Source organism: Streptomyces sp. D2-8, from assembly GCF_023184515.1.
Lineage (GTDB): Bacteria > Actinomycetota > Actinomycetes > Streptomycetales > Streptomycetaceae > Streptomyces.
On record NZ_JAAHBP010000005.1, the window covers coordinates 245,200 to 261,705 of the forward strand.

Genomic DNA, 16,506 nt, shown 5'->3' on the forward strand with positions numbered 1-16,506 from the left:
ACGGCACGCCAGGACCCGCTAGTTGGTGCCGATCCGGCTGAGCAGCTCGACGATCCTGGTCTGCACCTCGGAGCTGGTGGACCGCTCCGCGAGGAAGAGCACCGTTTCCCCGGAGGCCAGCCGTGGCAGGTCGGCCTGGTCGACGGCGGCGGTGTAGACGACGAGCGGGGTGCGGTTGAGCTGCCCGTTCGCCCGCAGCCAGTCCACGATCCCGGCCTGGCGCCGATGCACCTGGAGCAGGTCCATCACCACCAGGTTCGGCCGGAACTGCCCCGCCAGCGTCACTGCGTCCGCGTCACTCGCGGCCCGCGCCACCTGCATCCCGCGCCGCTCCAGGGTCGCCGTCAGCGCCAGCGCGATCTCCGCGTGCTCCTCGATCAGCAGGACCCGCGGCGGGTGCTGCTCACTGTCGCGCGGCGCCAGCGCCTTCAGCAGCACGGCCGGATCGGCACCGTACGCCGCGTCCCGCGAGGCCTGCCCGAGCCCGGCCGTGACGAGGACGGGCACCTCGGCGGCCACGGCGGCCTGCCGCAGCGACTGCAGTGCCGTCCGCGTGATCGGCCCGGTCAGCGGGTCGACGAACAGCGCGGCGGGGAAGGCCGCGATCTGCGAGTCGACCTCCTCGCGCGAGTTCACGATCACCGGCCGGTAGCCGCGGTCGCTCAGCGCCTGCTGTGTGCTGACGTCCGGCGCCGGCCACACCAGCAGCCGCCGCGGGTTGTCCAGCGGCTCCGGGGGCAACTCGTCGTCCATCGGCTGCGGCCGGGGCGGATCGGCCACCTCGACGGCCCCGCCGGGCCCGTCCAGCGGCTCGGGTCCCTCGGCGGCGTTCTCGTCCGGTGCGCCTATGGCGTACGACCGTCCGCCGCCCTCGGTCATCTGCGCGAGCCGCGACTGACCGGCGAGGGACGGCTGCGCCGGAACGGGGGCGGTGGCCTGGGCGGGGGCCTGCGCGGCGACCGGCGGCGGCGTGTGCTCGGCCGCCGGATGCGGGCGCGCGGCCTGCTCGGGGCGGGGTTTCTGGTCCGCCGGACGCGGCTGCCCCTGCTCCGGGCGGGCCGCCTGGTCCGTACGCGTCGCCGGGTCGGGCGGCGTGCCGAGCTTGCGGCGCCGCCCCGAGCCGCCCGGCTGGTGCGGGGGAGGCGTCGCCGACTGCTGCGGGGCGGACTGGGGGACGGGTACGGCCGACGGCTGCTGGACCTGGGCCGCCTGCCGGTTGAACGGCACGCCCTGGCCCAGCGTCCGCACGCTGATCGCGCGCCCCTGCGTCGAGTTCGGATCGACGGGCGCCGCGGCCTCCGCGGGCAACGGCTGGGCCGCCCGCGGCGCGCCCTCCGCCGGCAGCGGGGTGCCCGGGGCGGGGGTGTTCTGCCGCGGGGCCCGGGTCGCCGTGCCGTTCGGGGGCGCGGGGTGGGCGGCACCGGCCCCCGACGTGTCGTCGGCGGCGGGCCAGGGCTGGGCGTTGGGGGCGCCGCCCTGCGGCGGGATTCCGTGGGCGTTCGTGCCCTGGGCCGGAGTTCCCTGAGCGGGCGTGCCCTGGGGCGGGGTGCCCGGGTGCGGGGTGCCCTGCCCGGGAGTGGCCTCGGCGGGGAGCGGCAGGCCGGCGGAGGACTGCTGACCCGGTGCGGCGATGCCCTGCTGAGGCAGAGGCTGGGCCGGGGCCGGAGGCTGCAGGGCCTGCCCCGGGAGGGCCGCCTGCACACTCTGCCCGAGCCCGCCCTGAGCGGGGACGGACACGCCCTGCGGCTGGGTGCCCTGAGGAGCCTGTACGTGGGGGACGTGCCCCTGCGCAGGCACGGCGGTGCCCTGCGGGTGAACGGCGTTCCCCTGTGCGGCAACCGGCACGCCCTGCGGCGGCACGGCCGTACCCGGCGCGACGGGGGAAGCGGCGACGCCGGCCTGGACGGGCGCACCCTGGCCGGGCACGGCCTGCCCCTGCGGGACCTGCCCGGTGGCGTCCTGCTGCGCGGGAACGCCCTGCGCGGGAACGCCCTGCGCGGGAACGCCCTGCGCGGCACCGGCAGGCACGGAAGCGGCGGGCACGGAACCCGCGGGCACGGAACCCGCAGGCACCGGACTCACCTGGTCGGCGCTCCCCGGGACCTGTGCCCCGGCCCCTTCGGCCGGCTGCGGCGCCGCTACGGCACGTCGTCGGCGGCCGGTCGGCGCACTGGTCGGATGCGGCTGCGGCGGAGTGTGATCGGCGGACTGGTCGTGCGGAACGGCGTCGTGCCGCCCCTCCTCGGCCACCCCGTCACCGGCGGCAGCCACACCGGGAACCGCCACGGCCCCCTGCCCCTGAACCTGCCCCTGTACCGGCACCTGCCCCTGTACCGGCACCTGCCCCTGTACCGGCACCTGCCCCTGTACCGGCACCTGCCCCTGAGCGGGCATCACCCCCGGCTCGACCGCGGGACCGCCGGCGACCGGCTGCCCCTGCTCGGCCTGAGCGTCCTGGTGGGCCGGGGGCGGAGTCTGATCGGCCTCGGCCGGCGGCAGCGCGAACACCGGACGCGGCCCGGCCGCCTCCTGCGCGGCGGCAGCCCGCTCGTTGGCGGCGGCCAGCGCACGCCGCCGGCGCCCGGTCGGCTGCTGGGCCTGCCCCTGAGCCGCATCGGCGGGACCGGCGGCCTCACCGCCGGACGACGGCGCGGGCAGCGCCGGCGGCAGCGCGGCCTGCTCACCGGGTTCACGGCGGGCCCGCCGCCCGGACGGCGCGGGCACACCCTGCGGCGGCACGGTCCCGCCCAGCCCCGTGTTCGAAGCGGCGGCCCCCGCCGCATGCTCGGCGGCCGTCATCACGGCCCCCTCGGCGACACCCTGGACAGCGCTCCCGACGTCGCCCGCACCGGCGTCCTCGGCCCCGCGCCGACGCCGCCCGGTACCGCCCGACGCCGAGCCCTCACCGGACGCCTGCGCCGGAAGGGCGGCCTGCTCCCCGGCGGCCCGGCGCCGGCGCCGCCCGGTGGGCACGGCCCCGTCGGCTCCGGGACCACCGGCCCCGTCGCCCTCACCACCCGGAACATCTCCGTCCAGGAAGGCATCGGTGGTGGCCCGCCGCGCCCGGCGCCGCCCGCCGGCGGACGTCTGCTCACCGGGATCCACGAGAGCGACCGCGGCGGACTCGTCCACCGGCTGGGCGGCGACAGCCCCGGCCCCGCCCCCGATCGGCACCTCGAGGACGTACGCGCTCCCGCTCATCCCCGGCACGTCATGCGTCTGCAGCACACCGCCGTGGGCCCGGACGATCCCGCGCACGATGGGCTCGTGCACGGTGTCGCCACCGACGTACGGCCCGCGCACCTCGATGCGTACGACCTCGCCGCGCTGCGCCGCCGCCACCACGACGGTGTTGTCCAGGTAACCGCCCGCCGACACGGGCGTGTTGCCGGTCGCGTCGACGCCCGCCACATCCGCGACGAGATGCGCGAGGGCGGTCGCGAGCAGCCGGGGATCGACCTCGGCCTCGATGGGCGGCGCGTGCACGGCGAACTGCACCCGCCCGGGCCCGATCAGCTCCACGGCCCCGTCGACCCCGGCGGCGACGACGGCGTCCAGCATCACCTTCGTACGGGAGATGCTCTCGCTGCCCGTGTCGAGCCGCTGGTACCCGAGGACGTTGTCGATCAGTGTGGTGATGCGCGCATAGCCGGCCGACAGGTGATGCAGCACCTGGTTGGCCTCGGGCCACAGCTGCCCGGCGTCGTCGGCGGCCAGCGCGGCCAGCTCGCGGCGCAGCTCCTCCAGCGGCCCGCGCAGCGACCGGCCGAGCAGGGTCAGCAGCTGCTCGTGCCGGGCGGCGAGCGCCTCGAACCGGTCCTTCTCCCGCTCCCCGAGCGCGGCGTACCGATCCTCGTTCGCGGCGAGTTCCTCGGCGTGCCGCTCGGTGAGCTCCTCGACCTCGGTGACGTGCTGCTGGCGCAGCGCGGTGAGCTCGGAGGCGTGCTCCTCGGCGATCCGCTCCAGTTCCTCGGCGTGGCGCTTCTCGGCGGCTTCCTTCTCCTCGACGACGGCGTCGTACGGACGCCGGTCGGTGAAGGTCATCACGGCGCCGACGAGCTGGTCCCCGTCGCGCACGGGCGCGGTCGTCAGGTCGACCGGCACCTTGCCGCCGTTCTTGGCGTACAGCACCTGGCCACGCACCCGGTGCTTGCGCCCGGAGCGCAGGGTGTCGGCGAGCGGAGACTCCTCGTACGGGAAGGGTGAGCCGTCGGCGCGCGAGTGCAGCACGAGGTCGTGCAGTTCGCGTCCGCCGAGATCGCTGGCCCGGAATCCCAGTATCTGAGCGGCGGCCGGATTGACGAGCACGATCCGCCCGTCGGTGTCGGTCCCGACGACGCCCTCGGACGCGGCCCGCAGGATCATCTCGGTCTGCCGCTGCGACCGGGCGAGCTCGGCCTCGGTGTCCACGGTCCCGGTCAGGTCCCTCACGACGAGCATGAGCAGCTCGTCACCGCTGTACCCGTAACCGTCGTAGGCCTGCTGCCCGTTCTCCAGATTCGCACTGGTGACCTCGACGGGGAACTCGGTCCCGTCGGTCCTGCGCGCGATCATCCGGGTCGGCTTGGTCCGGGCGTGCGGATCGAGGTGCTCCGGCCGCCGCATGGAGCCGGGAATGAGCTTGGAGTCGAACTGGGGCAGCAGATCGAGCAGCCCGCGCCCCACCAGAGCGGTCCCCGGGGTCTCGAAGGCCTCCAGGGCGATGGTGTTGGCGTTGACGACCGTCCCGTTGGCGTTGACCAGCACCAACGCGTCGGGAAGCGCGTCCAGTATGGCTGCGAGGCGAGCAGCGCCTCGGGATGGCCTGCTGCTCACGAGACGCTTCCTCCCTGTTACCGCACCTTGCCGACCGCTCGGGCCATCTTGCCAACCGTCCCGCGGCGTGTCACGCGAGGGAGTCTAAGGGCTGCGGTTGCGCTCGCGACGCCGGATGAGAGCGAGGTCGCACGAGGAAGTGACCCCGAACTGACGACCGAGTAAGCGGAAACGCCCGCCCTCCTGCGACGACGTCGCGGGACCTTCGCGGGACCTTTACGACGACGGCGTTTCTGTACCTTTTGGCCAGGCTGGCGTGATGGGGGCGGAGAGTGGCGCAAATGGGGTACGGGGCGCCGGTCGACGGTCCGACGCCCCGCCTCACCCGCCGGTCCGGGCGGACGGCTCAGGCCTTGGCGCCCCGGTCGGCCCCCACGCCCGGCAGCAGCGGCACGAGCCGGTCCCAGCGGGAGATCTGGCAGCCGTCGCGGCGGTCGTACGTGGCATCGACGGGTCGCCCGGCCCAGGTGCCGGTGACGTGCGCGGTGGCGGGCCCGCCGTACTGCATGGTGCAGAAGCCGCCCTCCGGCGCGGGCGCGAAGACGTCCTGCCCCCACCGCGTGTCCCGCTCCAGGGCGGCACAGGCGCCGTGCGGGTCGGGGTGGCTGCCGCCGTCGGGGCCGCAGTACAGCTCGAACGTTCCGTCGGCTCCGCCACCGGCGTTGCGCACGGTGACGGTGAGGTGATCCCGGTCCGGGCCGTCGCCGGGCCTGGTGGGAGACAGCAGGCCGGTCTCGCCGGCCTGGGCGTACGCGGCCGGGGGCGCCGCGGTCAGCGAACCGGCGGCGGCGACGGAGGCGGCGGCACCGACGAGGAGGCGCCGCAGGACGGGGCGGGCCGTGGCCCGGGGAGTGGCACGCAACATGCCCCGACTAACGCGACGCGGCCCAGGATGTTGCGCGCGGACGCCCGAGCGGGGTCCGCACGGGCCTGACAAGGCCTTTGCCCTGCGCCCTTCCCGCCTAGTACCGTGGGGGCCGATTGGTGACAGCACGCTCGACTGTGTCATCATCGGCACGCAGCGCCCGCGCTCGCGCGGGAGTGATGCTGGAGGCGTCGCCTAGTCCGGTCTATGGCGCCGCACTGCTAATGCGGTTTGGGTCTTAAAGCCCATCGAGGGTTCAAATCCCTCCGCCTCCGCACTCGATCACGAAGCCCCGGTCAGCCGACCGGGGCTTCGCTGTCGTTACCCCTCAGAAGTGCCGTTTCCGCAGCTCACAAGGGGTGCGGCTAACGGATTTCACATGGCGGCGGCAGTCATGTAATGTTCTTCCTGTCGCCGCGAGCGAGCCGGAAGGCCCGAGAGCGGCGAAAAAACAGAACAAGCACTCGTAGCTTAACGGATAGAGCATCTGACTACGGATCAGAAGGTTGCAGGTTCGAATCCTGCCGAGTGCACAGCAGACCAGAGGCCCCGGATCACTCCGGGGCCTCTGGCGTTTCACCGAAGTCACGCCCCACGTAACCTCTTCCTGTGCCTGCACCCCGCCTGCATCGTGTCGCCGTCCTTGTGCTCGAGGGTGCGAAGCCGCTCGATGTCGGCATTCCCGCGCAGGTGTTCACGACCCGCGCGAGCATGCCGTACGAGGTGCGGGTGTGCGGGGCGACTCCCGGTCTCGTGACCGGCGGCGACGGCCTCGCGTACTACGTCGCCCACGGACTCGACGCGCTCGCGTGGGCCGACATCGTCTTCGTCCCTGGCTATCGGTACCCGGACCGCGACGATCCGCCGCGGGCCGTCGTCGAGGCACTGATCGCCGCCCACGACCGGGGCGCGCGGCTCGCCGCCATTTCGACAGGCGCCTTCGCGCTCGCCGCCACGGGCCTGCTCGACGGCAGGCGCGCCACGACGCACTGGCACTACACACGGGCACTCGTGGCCAGGCATCCGCTCGTCCAGGTCGACGAGAACGTGCTGTTCGTCGACGAGGGCAGCGTGCTCACCTCGGCCGGCGCGGCCTCCGGCATCGACCTGTGCCTGCACATCCTGCGCGGCGACCTCGGAGTGGCCGCGTCCAACCACGCGGCCCGGCGTCTGGTCGCGGCCCCCTACCGCAGCGGAGGCCAGGCCCAGTACGTGCCGCGCAGCGTCCCCGAGCCGCTCGGCGAGCGGTTCGCCGCCACCCGCGAGTGGGCGCTGCACCGGCTCGGCGAGCCCCTCAGTCTCGACACACTGGCGCGGCAGGCGGGGGTCTCGCCGCGCACGTTCTCCCGGCGCTTCGTCGAGGAAACCGGCTACACGCCGATGCAGTGGGTGATGCGCGCCCGCATCGACCTGGCCCGCGAACTGCTCGAGCGCTCGGAGCGCAGCGTCGAACAGATCGCCGCCGACATCGGGCTGGGCACCGGCGCGAACCTGCGCCTGCACTTCCAGCGCATCCTCGGCACCACGCCGAGCGAGTACCGGCGCACCTTCACCCGGGGCGAGTGACCCGCCCGGCGCCGTGCGGCGGGTGCGGTGCGGGGGTGGCGGGATCCTTTTGAACCGTGGCGATCCCGCCACTGTCAGCGGCGCCGACCGCGGGCGAGCCTGGTGGGGAGGGAAGGGACACCACTCATGACTCGCATCGCCATCAACGGATTCGGCCGCATCGGGCGCAATGTGCTGCGCGCACTGCTGGAGCGCGACAGCGCGCTCGAGATCGTCGCCGTCAACGACCTGACGGAGCCCGCCACTCTCGCCCGGCTGCTCGCCTACGACAGCACGGCCGGCCGGCTCGGGCGCCCGGTGACCGCCGACGGGGACACCCTCGTCGTCGACGGCCGTCGGATCAGGGTGCTGGCCGAGCGCGAACCGGCGCAGCTGCCGTGGGCCGAACTCGGCGTCGACATCGTGCTGGAAGCCACCGGCCGCTTCACGTCGGCCAAGGCCGCCCGGGCCCACCTCGACGCGGGTGCGAAGAAGGTGCTCGTCAGCGCGCCGTCGGACGGCGCCGACGTCACGCTCGCGTTCGGGGTCAACACCGACGCCTACGAGCCGGCCGTGCACACGATCGTCTCGAACGCCTCCTGCACCACCAACGCGCTCGCGCCGCTGGCCAAGGTGCTCGACGAACTCGCCGGTATCGAGCACGGGTTCATGACGACGGTGCACGCCTACACGCAGGAGCAGAACCTGCAGGACGGTCCGCACCGCGACGCCCGTCGCGCCCGGGCCGCCGGCGTCAACATCGTGCCGACCACGACCGGCGCCGCCAAGGCGATCGGCCTGGTGCTGCCGAACCTCGAGGGCAAGCTGTCGGGCGACTCGATCCGCGTACCGGTGCCGGTGGGCTCGATCGTCGAACTCAACACGACCGTCGCCCGCGACGTGACGCGCGACGACGTGCTGGCGGCGTACCGTGCCGCGGCTCAGGGGCCGCTCGCCGGCGTCCTCGAGTACTCGGAGGACCCGCTGGTGTCGTCCGACATCGTGGGCAATCCCGCCTCGTCGATCTTCGACTCGGCTCTCACCCGCGTCGACGGCCGCCACGTCAAGGTGGTCGCGTGGTACGACAACGAGTGGGGCTTCTCGAACCGCGTGATCGACACGCTCGAGTTGCTCGCCACTGGCTGACCGGACGTCGGGGTGCTGCCCCGCCCTCGGCGACCGCGCCGGAGGCGGGGCTTTCCGCGCGTGCTCTTCCCGGCCGGACGGACGCCGGGCGGCCGGGCGCCGCTGCGCTCAGTCGGGGCGGCAGTGCTCGTCCAGGTAGGTCGCCGCCAGCGTGCTCGCGCGGGTGAACCAGTCGTGCAGGACCGCGATCTCGTCCGGGGAGTAGTCCGCGAAGAGGTGTGTGAGGCGGGCGTAGTACGGCTCGTAGACCTCTCGGATGCGGGCGACCGCGTCGGGCTGGGCCGCTACGCGGATGCGGCGGCGGTCGGTGGGGTCGGGGCGGCGGGTGATGTAGCCGGCGCGCTCCAGGCGGTTGAGGATGCCGGTGACCGCGCCGGTGGTGACGTGGACGCGGGCCGCCAGGTCGCCTGCCGTGGGGAGGTTCTCGCCGGCCTCGATGACGAAGGCGAAGCAGGTGAGGTCGGTCACACTCAGGCCCACCTGTTGGGCGATCTCGTGCTGTCCGACCAGGTGAGTCGCGATGAGCTGGTCCATCGCCGACAGTGCCTGCTCCGGTGTGGCGGCCGGACGCGGCTTGGCTTGCATTCCCAGATCCCTTAGTTCGTGAGACGTTTGGGCCCTAAAAGTCTTAGCAGATGAGGGGTTCGCCGAGTCGGAGTCCTCGGGTGCGAGGGAGCGGCACGTGAGTACACATCAGTATGACCACGGGCACACGGTCGCGGGGTGGGTCGGATGCGGCATCGCCGGCGTCGGGGCCGGTGTGGCGGGGCTGGGAGTCTGCACCGTCTCCGGTGTGCTGATCGCCGGCGGGCTGGCGATCGGTGTCGTGAGTCTGCTCGTCACCTGGACTCTGCATCTCGCCGGGTGGGGGAAGGGGCCGGGGGTGCGGCCCCGGGCGGAGTGGGGGTGGCGCGTGCGGGACTCGGCGGCGCCGGGCGGGCACGAGGAGTGCCTGGGGTGCCGGCTGGCCGGGCGGGGGCGGCCGCGTGGCGCGGGTGCGGGTGCGGGTGCGGTGGAGCCGGTCATGCCGGCGCAGCGCGAGGGGGAGCCCGAGACCGCCGCTGCCGTCGGGTCCGACACCGTGAGGTGAGGCCGTTCCCGTCTGCTGCCCGCCCGCGTTGCCGGTGAGGCCGTCCCCGTCTGCCGTCCCCGTTGTCAGTGGTGCCCCCTACTCTCGGCAGGGATGGCACAGGCATGGAAGTGCTCGGGGTTGCGGTGGTCGGCGGACGGTCCCGTGCTGCTGTGGGACGGTGGCCGGTGCAGCGCGCTGTCCTGGGGGAAACGCGTGGCCTTCGGGGTCGCGGAAGGGGGCGTGCGCACCTGCGTGGGGGCTCGCGGGCATGCGTGCCCGGTGGGTGCGGCCGTGCCCGGGCGCAGTACGGGGGCGCGGTGCGAGGAGTGTGCGCGGCTGGACCGGGCGCACTCCGTGGCGGCGGACACCCTCGCCGACGATCCCCGGCCGTACCGCGTCTATCTGGCGTGGTTCGGACCCGGCATGGTCAAGGTCGGGATCACGGCGCAGGAGCGGGGCTCCGCGCGGCTGCTCGAGCAGGGGGCCGTCTGTTTCAGCTGGCTCGGCGTCGGTCCGCTCATGGCCGCGCGGCGTACGGAGGAGCTGTTGCGGGCCGCCCTGCGGGTGCCCGACCGGATTCCGTACGCCGAGAAGCGGGCGGTGCGGGCCGCGCTGCCAGAGGCCGCCGCAGACCGGGCCCATGAGGTCGCCGAGCTGCACGGGCGGGCGGTCGCGCTCCCCGCGTGGCCGGAGTCCCTGGTGCGGGAGCCGCTGCACGTTGTCGATCACGTGGGGGTGTTCGGGCTCGCGTCGGTGCCCGACGCCGTCGGGGACGTGAGTGAGCTCGTCGCCGGGGGTGTGGTCGGCGGGGAGCTGGTCGCGGCCGCCGGGCCCGATCTGCATCTGGCCACCGGCGGCGGGGTCGTGGTGCTCGACACGCGGTTGATGACCGGGTGGGGGCTCTTGCCCGCCCCGGAGGGTGAACTGACCGTGCCGATAAGGCGGTTCAGGGAGGTGGCAGGCGTTCAGGACGGCTTGTTCTGACCCGCCCGGCCTTCCCAGGTGTTCCCTGAGAGGTGCCTGTGTGTTTCTCAGGGAAATCACAGGTTGTCGAAAGCGCGCTCTCAGAGGCCCTCGACATCGTGTTCACATGACCACGACCTCGCCCCAGGGGCGCACCGAACTGCTGAGGCCGGACGGGAGCCCCGTCCGAGTGCTTGTGGTGGACGACGAGCTGTCGATCACCGAGCTGCTGTCCATGGCCCTGCGCTATGAGGGATGGCAGATCCGGAGTGCCGGTGACGGCACGGGCGCGATCCAGACAGCCCGCGACTTCCGGCCCGACGCGGTGGTCCTCGACATGATGCTGCCCGACATGGACGGCCTGGCCGTCCTAGGGCGGCTGCGCCGGGAACTGCCGGACGTGCCCGTGCTGTTCCTGACCGCCAAGGACGCCGTCGAGGACCGGATCGCCGGGCTGACGGCGGGCGGTGACGACTACGTCACCAAGCCGTTCAGCCTGGAGGAGGTCGTCGCGCGGCTGCGCGGGCTGATACGCCGGTCCGGCGCGGCCGACCGGCGCTCGGACTCCACGCTGGTCGTCGGCGACCTCACCCTCGACGAGGACAGTCACGAGGTGACCCGGGCCGGGGACAACATCCATCTGACCGCGACCGAGTTCGAGCTGCTGCGGTTCCTGATGCGCAATCCGCGGCGCGTGCTCAGCAAGGCGCAGATCCTCGACCGGGTGTGGTCGTACGACTTCGGCGGTCAGGCCAACGTCGTCGAGCTCTACATCTCCTATCTGCGGCGGAAGATCGACGCCGGGCGCGAGCCGATGATCCACACGCGGCGCGGTGCCGGGTACCTGATCAAGCCCGCGGCGTCATGAGCGGACGACGACGGCCGCGTACGCAACAGCGGGCAGGCGGGCAGCGACCGGGCAAGCCGCGCACACTGCGGACGCGGCTCGTCGTCGCGTCCGTGGTGCTGATCGCCGTGGTCTGCGCGGTGATCGGGACCGTGACGACGCTCGCGCTCAGGTCGCATCTGTACGAGCAGTTGGACGCGAAGGTCGACGACGCCGGCAAGCGGCTGTCGGGACCCGTGAAACCCGGGGACGGGAAGGACGGAGACGGGAACGACGAAGACGGGAACGGCGGGGACGAGCAGGGCGAGGATCAGCAGGACGCCGGATCGACGGACAGGGTCACCGGCTTCGCCAGGGGGCCCGCGCAGCCGGACACCATCGCCGCCGAGGTCAGTGCCGACGGCAGCGTCACCCAGGCGGTCCTCGCCGAGGAGACCTCGAACGACAGCGGCCTCTTCCAGCCGAACCTGGCCGTCCCGCTCACCGACGAGCAGAAGGCCGCCCTCGCCGAGGTGCCGAGGACGCACCGTATGTACACCATCGACATCCCCGGACTCGGCGAGTACCGCGTGCAGTACGTCTCCGCGATCGACGACGGAGGCACCTACTACGTCGCCCTGCCCACCGAGTCGGTCAACGCCACCATCAACACCCTCATCCTCGTCGAGGTCAGCGTCACCGGCGCCGGACTGGTCGCCGCCGCCATCGCCGGCTCCGTCCTCATCGGCGTGGCCACCCGCCCCCTGCGCCGGGTCGCCGCCACCGCCACCCGGGTCTCCGAACTGCCCCTGCACTCCGGCGAGGTGAACCTCAGCGAGCGGGTCCCCGACTCCGAGACGGACCAGCACACCGAGGTCGGACAGGTCGGCGCCGCGCTCAACCGGATGCTGGACCACGTCCACGGGGCGCTGCACGCACGGCAGCAGAGCGAGACACGCGTCAGGCAGTTCGTCGCCGACGCCAGCCACGAGCTGCGCACCCCCCTCGCCTCCATCCGCGGGTACGCCGAGCTGACCAGACGCGGACGAGAGGACGTCGGGCCGGACACCCGGCACGCGCTCGGGCGGATCGAGTCCGAGGCCGGCCGTATGACGCTGCTCGTCGAGGATCTGCTGCTGCTGGCCCGGCTCGACGCCGGCCGGCCCCTCCAGTTCGAGCAGACCGACCTCGTCCCGCTCGTCGTGGACACCATCAGTGACGCCCGGGCGGCCGGCCAGGACCACAACTGGCGCCTCGACCTGCCCGACGAGCCCGCGCTCGTGTCGGCGGACGCGGCCCGGCTGCAACAGGTCCTGGTCAACCTGCTCGGCAACGCGCGCAACCACACGCCACCCGGTACGACCGTCACCGCCCGCGTCCAGCGGCGCGGCACCTGGCTGTGCGTGGACGTAGAGGACAACGGCCAGGGCATTCCGCCCGAGTTGCTCCCGCACGTCTTCGAACGGTTCGCGCGCGGCGACTCCGCGCGGTCCCGCTCCACCGGCTCGACCGGTCTCGGCCTCGCCATCGTGCAGGCCGTGGCGACCGCGCACGGCGGTGCCGTGACGGTCGACAGCGTGCCCGGGCGGACCGTGTTCACGGTGCACCTGCCCGCGCTCCCGGCGCAGCCGCAGCCGGACATGAGCCGGCAACAGCACTCACAGGCACGCCACAGCGTCACCACATGGGCACAACAGGGCGCCTGACGAAAGTCGGTTCCATGCGAACCGATTCTTCTCCCGGCACCCTGCCGGCGCGGGAGCACCTCCCGGCCGCACCAGCCGGTACGCCTGTCCTGGACGTAGTGATCCCCGTCTACAACGAGGAGAAGGACCTCCAGCCGTGCGTCCGCAGACTGCACGAACATCTCGACCGGACGTTCCCGTACGCGTTCCGCATCACCATCGCGGACAACGCCTCCACGGACACCACCCCGCAGGTGGCCGGGCGGCTGGCGGCGGAGATCCCCGAGGTCACCACCTTCCGCCTGGAGCAGAAGGGCCGCGGCCGGGCCCTGCGGGCCGTCTGGTCGGCCTCGGACGCCCCGGTCCTCGCCTACATGGACGTGGATCTGTCCACCGACCTCAACGCCCTGCTGCCGCTGGTGGCGCCGCTGATCTCCGGTCACTCGGACCTCGCGATCGGCTCCCGGCTGGCCCGCAGTTCGCGGGTGGTGCGCGGCCCCAAGCGGGAGTTCATCAGCCGGGCCTACAACCTCATCCTGCGCGGCTCGCTCCAGGCGCGGTTCTCGGACGCCCAGTGCGGCTTCAAGGCGATCCGCCGGGACGTGGCTCAGGTGCTGCTGCCGCTCGTAGAGGACACCGGCTGGTTCTTCGACACGGAGATGCTGGTGCTCGCCGAGCGCGCGGGGCTGCGGATCCACGAGGTGCCGGTCGACTGGGTCGACGACCCCGACTCGACCGTGCACATCGTCAAGACCGCGACCGACGACCTCAAGGGCGTGTGGCGGGTCGGCAGGGCCCTGGCCACCGGCTCGCTGCCGCTGGACCGGCTCGCCCGGCCGTTCGGCGACGACCCGCGCGACCGTGACATCAAGGACGTGCCGACGGGGCTCGCCCGCCAGCTCGTCGGATTCTGCGTCGTCGGCGCCCTGTCCACCCTCTTCTACCTGCTGCTCTACAGCGGCTTCCGGGTCTTCACCGGCTCGCAGGTCGCCAACGCCCTCGCCCTGCTGGTCTCGGCGGTCGCCAACACCGCGGCCAACCGGCGGCTCACCTTCGGGGTGCGCGGGCGCGGCGGGGCGGTACGGCACCAGGCGCAGGGCCTGGTCGTCTTCGGTATCGGGCTCGCCCTGACCAGCGGCTCGCTCGCGGCACTGAACGCGGCGACCTCCGAACCCGCGCACTCCACCGAACTGGCCGTCCTCATCGCGGCCAACCTCGCGGCGACCGTGCTGCGCTTCCTGCTCTTCCGGGCGTGGGTGTTCCCGGACCGGCACGAGGACGACTCGCCGGTGTTCGCCCCGTCCCACCCCACCCAGTTCCGCGCCGGTGAAGCCGCGGACGGCACCTGGCCGGACGTCACCCTGCAACTGCTGCCGGTGCGCCCGCACGACACCGATTCGAGGGACTTCCGATGACCGTCCACTTCGACCAGCCGACCACCGGCCGGGACACGAGTCCCGACAGCTGGACCCGGCCTCCGACCCCCGCCCCTGCCCCCGGCGCCCCCAAGAGGCCCTTCGTGCAGCGGCTTCGGCACGGCCGGCCCGAGGACCCCCGCTGGGCCCGCCCCGCCTTCCTCGCCCTGCTGCTGGCGACGGTGGCGCTCTACCTCTACAACCTGAGCGCGTCCGGCTACGCCAACTCCTTCTACTCGGCGGCCGTACAGGCCGGCAGCCAGTCCTGGAAGGCGTTCTTCTTCGGCTCGCTGGACGCGGCGAACGCCATCACCGTCGACAAGCCCCCGGCCGCCCTGTGGCCGATGGCCCTCTCCGTGCGGCTCTTCGGCCTCAGCTCCTGGGCGATCCTCGCCCCCGAGGTCCTCATGGGCGTCGGCACGGTGGGCATCGTCTACGCGGCCGTGCGCCGCCGGTTCAGCCCTGCGGCCGGACTGATCGCGGGCGCCGTGCTCGCGCTCACCCCCGTCGCGGCGCTGATGTTCCGCTTCAACAACCCCGACGCGATGCTGGCGCTGCTGATGGCGGCGGCCTGCTACTTCGTCATCCGCGCCCTGGAGGACGGCCGCACCAAGTGGCTGCTGTGGGCCGGTGCCGCGATCGGCTTCGCCTTCCTCGCCAAGACGCTCCAGGCCTTCCTGATCCTGCCGCCGCTCGCCCTGGTCTACGGCGTCTGCGCGCCGGTGACGGTGAAGAAGCGGATCGGGCAGCTCGCCGCGGGCCTGGCCGCGATCGTCGTCTCCGGTGGGTGGTGGGTCGCGATCGTCGAGCTGTGGCCCGCGTCCTCCCGTCCGTACATCGGCGGCTCGCAGAACAACAGCTTCCTGGAACTGACCTTCGGCTACAACGGCCTGGGCCGGCTCAACGGCGACGAGACCGGCAGCGTCGGAGGCGGCGGGGGCGGCAACGGCGGTGGAGCCTGGGGCGAGACCGGCTGGGACCGGATGTTCAGCTCCGCCATCGGCGGCCAGATCTCCTGGCTGATCCCGGCCGCGCTGATCCTGCTCGTCGCGGGTCTGGTGGCCACGCGCAAGGCGAAGCGCACGTCGGTGACCCGCGGTTCGTTCCTGGTCTGGGGCGGCGCGCTGCTCACGACCATGCTGATCTTCAGCTATATGCAGGGCATCTTCCACGAGTACTACACGGTGGCCCTCGCCCCCTACATCGCCCCGCTGGTCGGCATGGGCGCGGCGCTGCTCTGGGAGAAGCGCGACAAGGCGTGGGCGTCGCTGACCCTGGCCGCCGCGATGACGGCGACCGCGGCCTGGGGGTACGTCCTGCTCAACCGCTCCTCCGACTACCTGCCCTGGCTCAAGTGGCTCGTCCTCGTCGGCGGTCTGACGGCGGCCCTCGGCCTGATCTTCGCCGGCCGGCTGGGACGCCGACTGGCCCTGGGAGCGGCCGGGCTGAGTCTCGTCGCCGCACTGGCGGGTCCGGCGGCGTACACCCTCACCACCGTGAACGAGGGGCACACCGGCTCGATCGTCACGGCGGGTCCTGCGGTCGCGGGCGGTCGCGGCGGTCCGGGCGGTGGCGGTGGTCCCGGCGGCGGCTTCCCGGGCGGCGGCCAGAGCCAGCAGAACGGCAACGGCAATGCCCAGGGTCAGCAGGGCAACGGCTTCCCCGGCGGCCAGAACCAGCAGGGCCAGAACCAGCAGGGCCAGGGCCAGAACCAGCAGAACGGCGACGGCGGCCGTATGGGCGGCATGGGTGGCGGTGTCGGCGGCCTGCTCAACGGCGCCAGCGTCAGCTCCGAGGCCAAGAAGCTGCTGGAGACCGACGCCGACCAGTACACCTGGGCCGCGGCGGCCATCGGCGCCCAGAACGCGGCGAGTTACCAGCTGTCGACCGGCGACCCGGTGATGGCCATCGGCGGCTTCAACGGAACCGACCCGTCCCCGACGCTGGCCCAGTTCAAGAAGTACGTGGCGGACGGAAAGATCCACTACTTCATCGCCTCGGGCAGCATGGGCGGCATGGGCGGCAGCAGCGACGGAACGTCCTCCCAGATCACCTCCTGGGTCGAGGCCACCTTCAAGAAGGTCACGGTCGGTTCGACCACCTTCTACGACCTCACCCAGAAGGCGAGCAGCTGACACGTCCTTGAGCGGACGAAGGGCGGTGGCCGAAAGCCA

Annotated in this window: 11 protein-coding genes and 2 tRNA genes; 10 read left to right on the forward strand and 3 right to left on the reverse strand. The window is 73.0% G+C overall.

Annotated elements, in window-relative coordinates:
* Positions 1-18: 18 nt before the first annotated feature.
* Both G3I77_RS13030 and G3I77_RS13035 read right to left on the reverse strand, forming a co-directional pair.
* The gene (locus G3I77_RS13030; protein WP_248503309.1) at positions 19-4,815 is read right to left on the reverse strand and encodes a PAS domain-containing protein; all 4,797 of its coding nucleotides are present in this window, start codon (positions 4,813-4,815) and stop codon (positions 19-21) included.
* A gap of 346 nt (positions 4,816-5,161) precedes the next feature.
* Positions 5,162-5,680 (reverse strand): SSI family serine proteinase inhibitor, encoded by a 519-nt coding sequence (locus G3I77_RS13035; RefSeq protein ID WP_248503311.1) that lies wholly within the window; start codon positions 5,678-5,680, stop codon positions 5,162-5,164.
* A 184-nt stretch (positions 5,681-5,864) separates the two neighbouring features.
* Here G3I77_RS13035 and G3I77_RS13040 point away from each other — a divergent pair.
* The 4 genes from G3I77_RS13040 (at position 5,865) to gap (ending at position 8,371) form a co-directional block, all read left to right on the forward strand.
* A tRNA-Ser gene (locus G3I77_RS13040) sits at positions 5,865-5,955 on the forward strand.
* Between the two features lie 185 nt (positions 5,956-6,140).
* A tRNA-Arg gene (locus tag G3I77_RS13045) sits at positions 6,141-6,213 on the forward strand.
* A 76-nt stretch (positions 6,214-6,289) separates the two neighbouring features.
* Positions 6,290-7,246 carry a GlxA family transcriptional regulator gene (locus G3I77_RS13050; RefSeq protein ID WP_248503314.1) on the forward strand — a complete coding sequence of 319 codons (957 nt, stop codon included), beginning with the start codon at positions 6,290-6,292 and terminating at the stop codon, positions 7,244-7,246.
* 126 nt (positions 7,247-7,372) lie between these two features.
* Positions 7,373-8,371, forward strand: coding sequence for a type I glyceraldehyde-3-phosphate dehydrogenase (gene gap, locus G3I77_RS13055; RefSeq protein ID WP_248503316.1), 999 nt, complete (start codon positions 7,373-7,375; stop codon positions 8,369-8,371).
* Positions 8,372-8,479: 108 nt separating this feature from the next.
* Here the strand turns inward: gap and G3I77_RS13060 are convergent, their stop codons facing one another.
* Entirely contained in the window at positions 8,480-8,956 is a 477-nt protein-coding gene (locus G3I77_RS13060) for a MarR family winged helix-turn-helix transcriptional regulator (RefSeq protein WP_248503319.1), read from the reverse strand.
* 97 nt (positions 8,957-9,053) lie between these two features.
* Here G3I77_RS13060 and G3I77_RS13065 point away from each other — a divergent pair, with 97 nt between their 5' ends.
* The 6 genes from G3I77_RS13065 (at position 9,054) to G3I77_RS13090 (ending at position 16,467) form a co-directional block, all read left to right on the forward strand.
* Entirely contained in the window at positions 9,054-9,461 is a 408-nt protein-coding gene (locus tag G3I77_RS13065; protein ID WP_248503320.1) for an HGxxPAAW family protein, read from the forward strand.
* Positions 9,462-9,554: 93 nt separating this feature from the next.
* A complete protein-coding gene (locus G3I77_RS13070) occupies positions 9,555-10,427 on the forward strand; it encodes a DUF2797 domain-containing protein (protein WP_248503321.1) in 873 nt (290 codons plus the stop codon).
* 106 nt (positions 10,428-10,533) lie between these two features.
* Complete coding sequence (locus tag G3I77_RS13075) at positions 10,534-11,274, forward strand: response regulator transcription factor (protein ID WP_248503322.1); 741 nt, start codon at positions 10,534-10,536, stop codon at positions 11,272-11,274.
* Positions 11,271-12,938, forward strand: a complete 1,668-nt coding sequence (locus G3I77_RS13080) for a cell wall metabolism sensor histidine kinase WalK (protein ID WP_248503323.1) — start codon at positions 11,271-11,273, stop codon at positions 12,936-12,938. The genes G3I77_RS13075 and G3I77_RS13080 overlap by 4 nt, the downstream gene beginning before the upstream one ends.
* Before the next feature lie 14 nt (positions 12,939-12,952).
* Complete coding sequence (locus G3I77_RS13085; RefSeq protein WP_248503325.1) at positions 12,953-14,332, forward strand: bifunctional glycosyltransferase family 2/GtrA family protein; 1,380 nt, start codon at positions 12,953-12,955, stop codon at positions 14,330-14,332.
* Positions 14,329-16,467, forward strand: coding sequence for a glycosyltransferase family 39 protein (locus tag G3I77_RS13090; RefSeq protein WP_248503327.1), 2,139 nt, complete (start codon positions 14,329-14,331; stop codon positions 16,465-16,467). The genes G3I77_RS13085 and G3I77_RS13090 overlap by 4 nt, the downstream gene beginning before the upstream one ends.
* Positions 16,468-16,506: the final 39 nt, after the last annotated feature.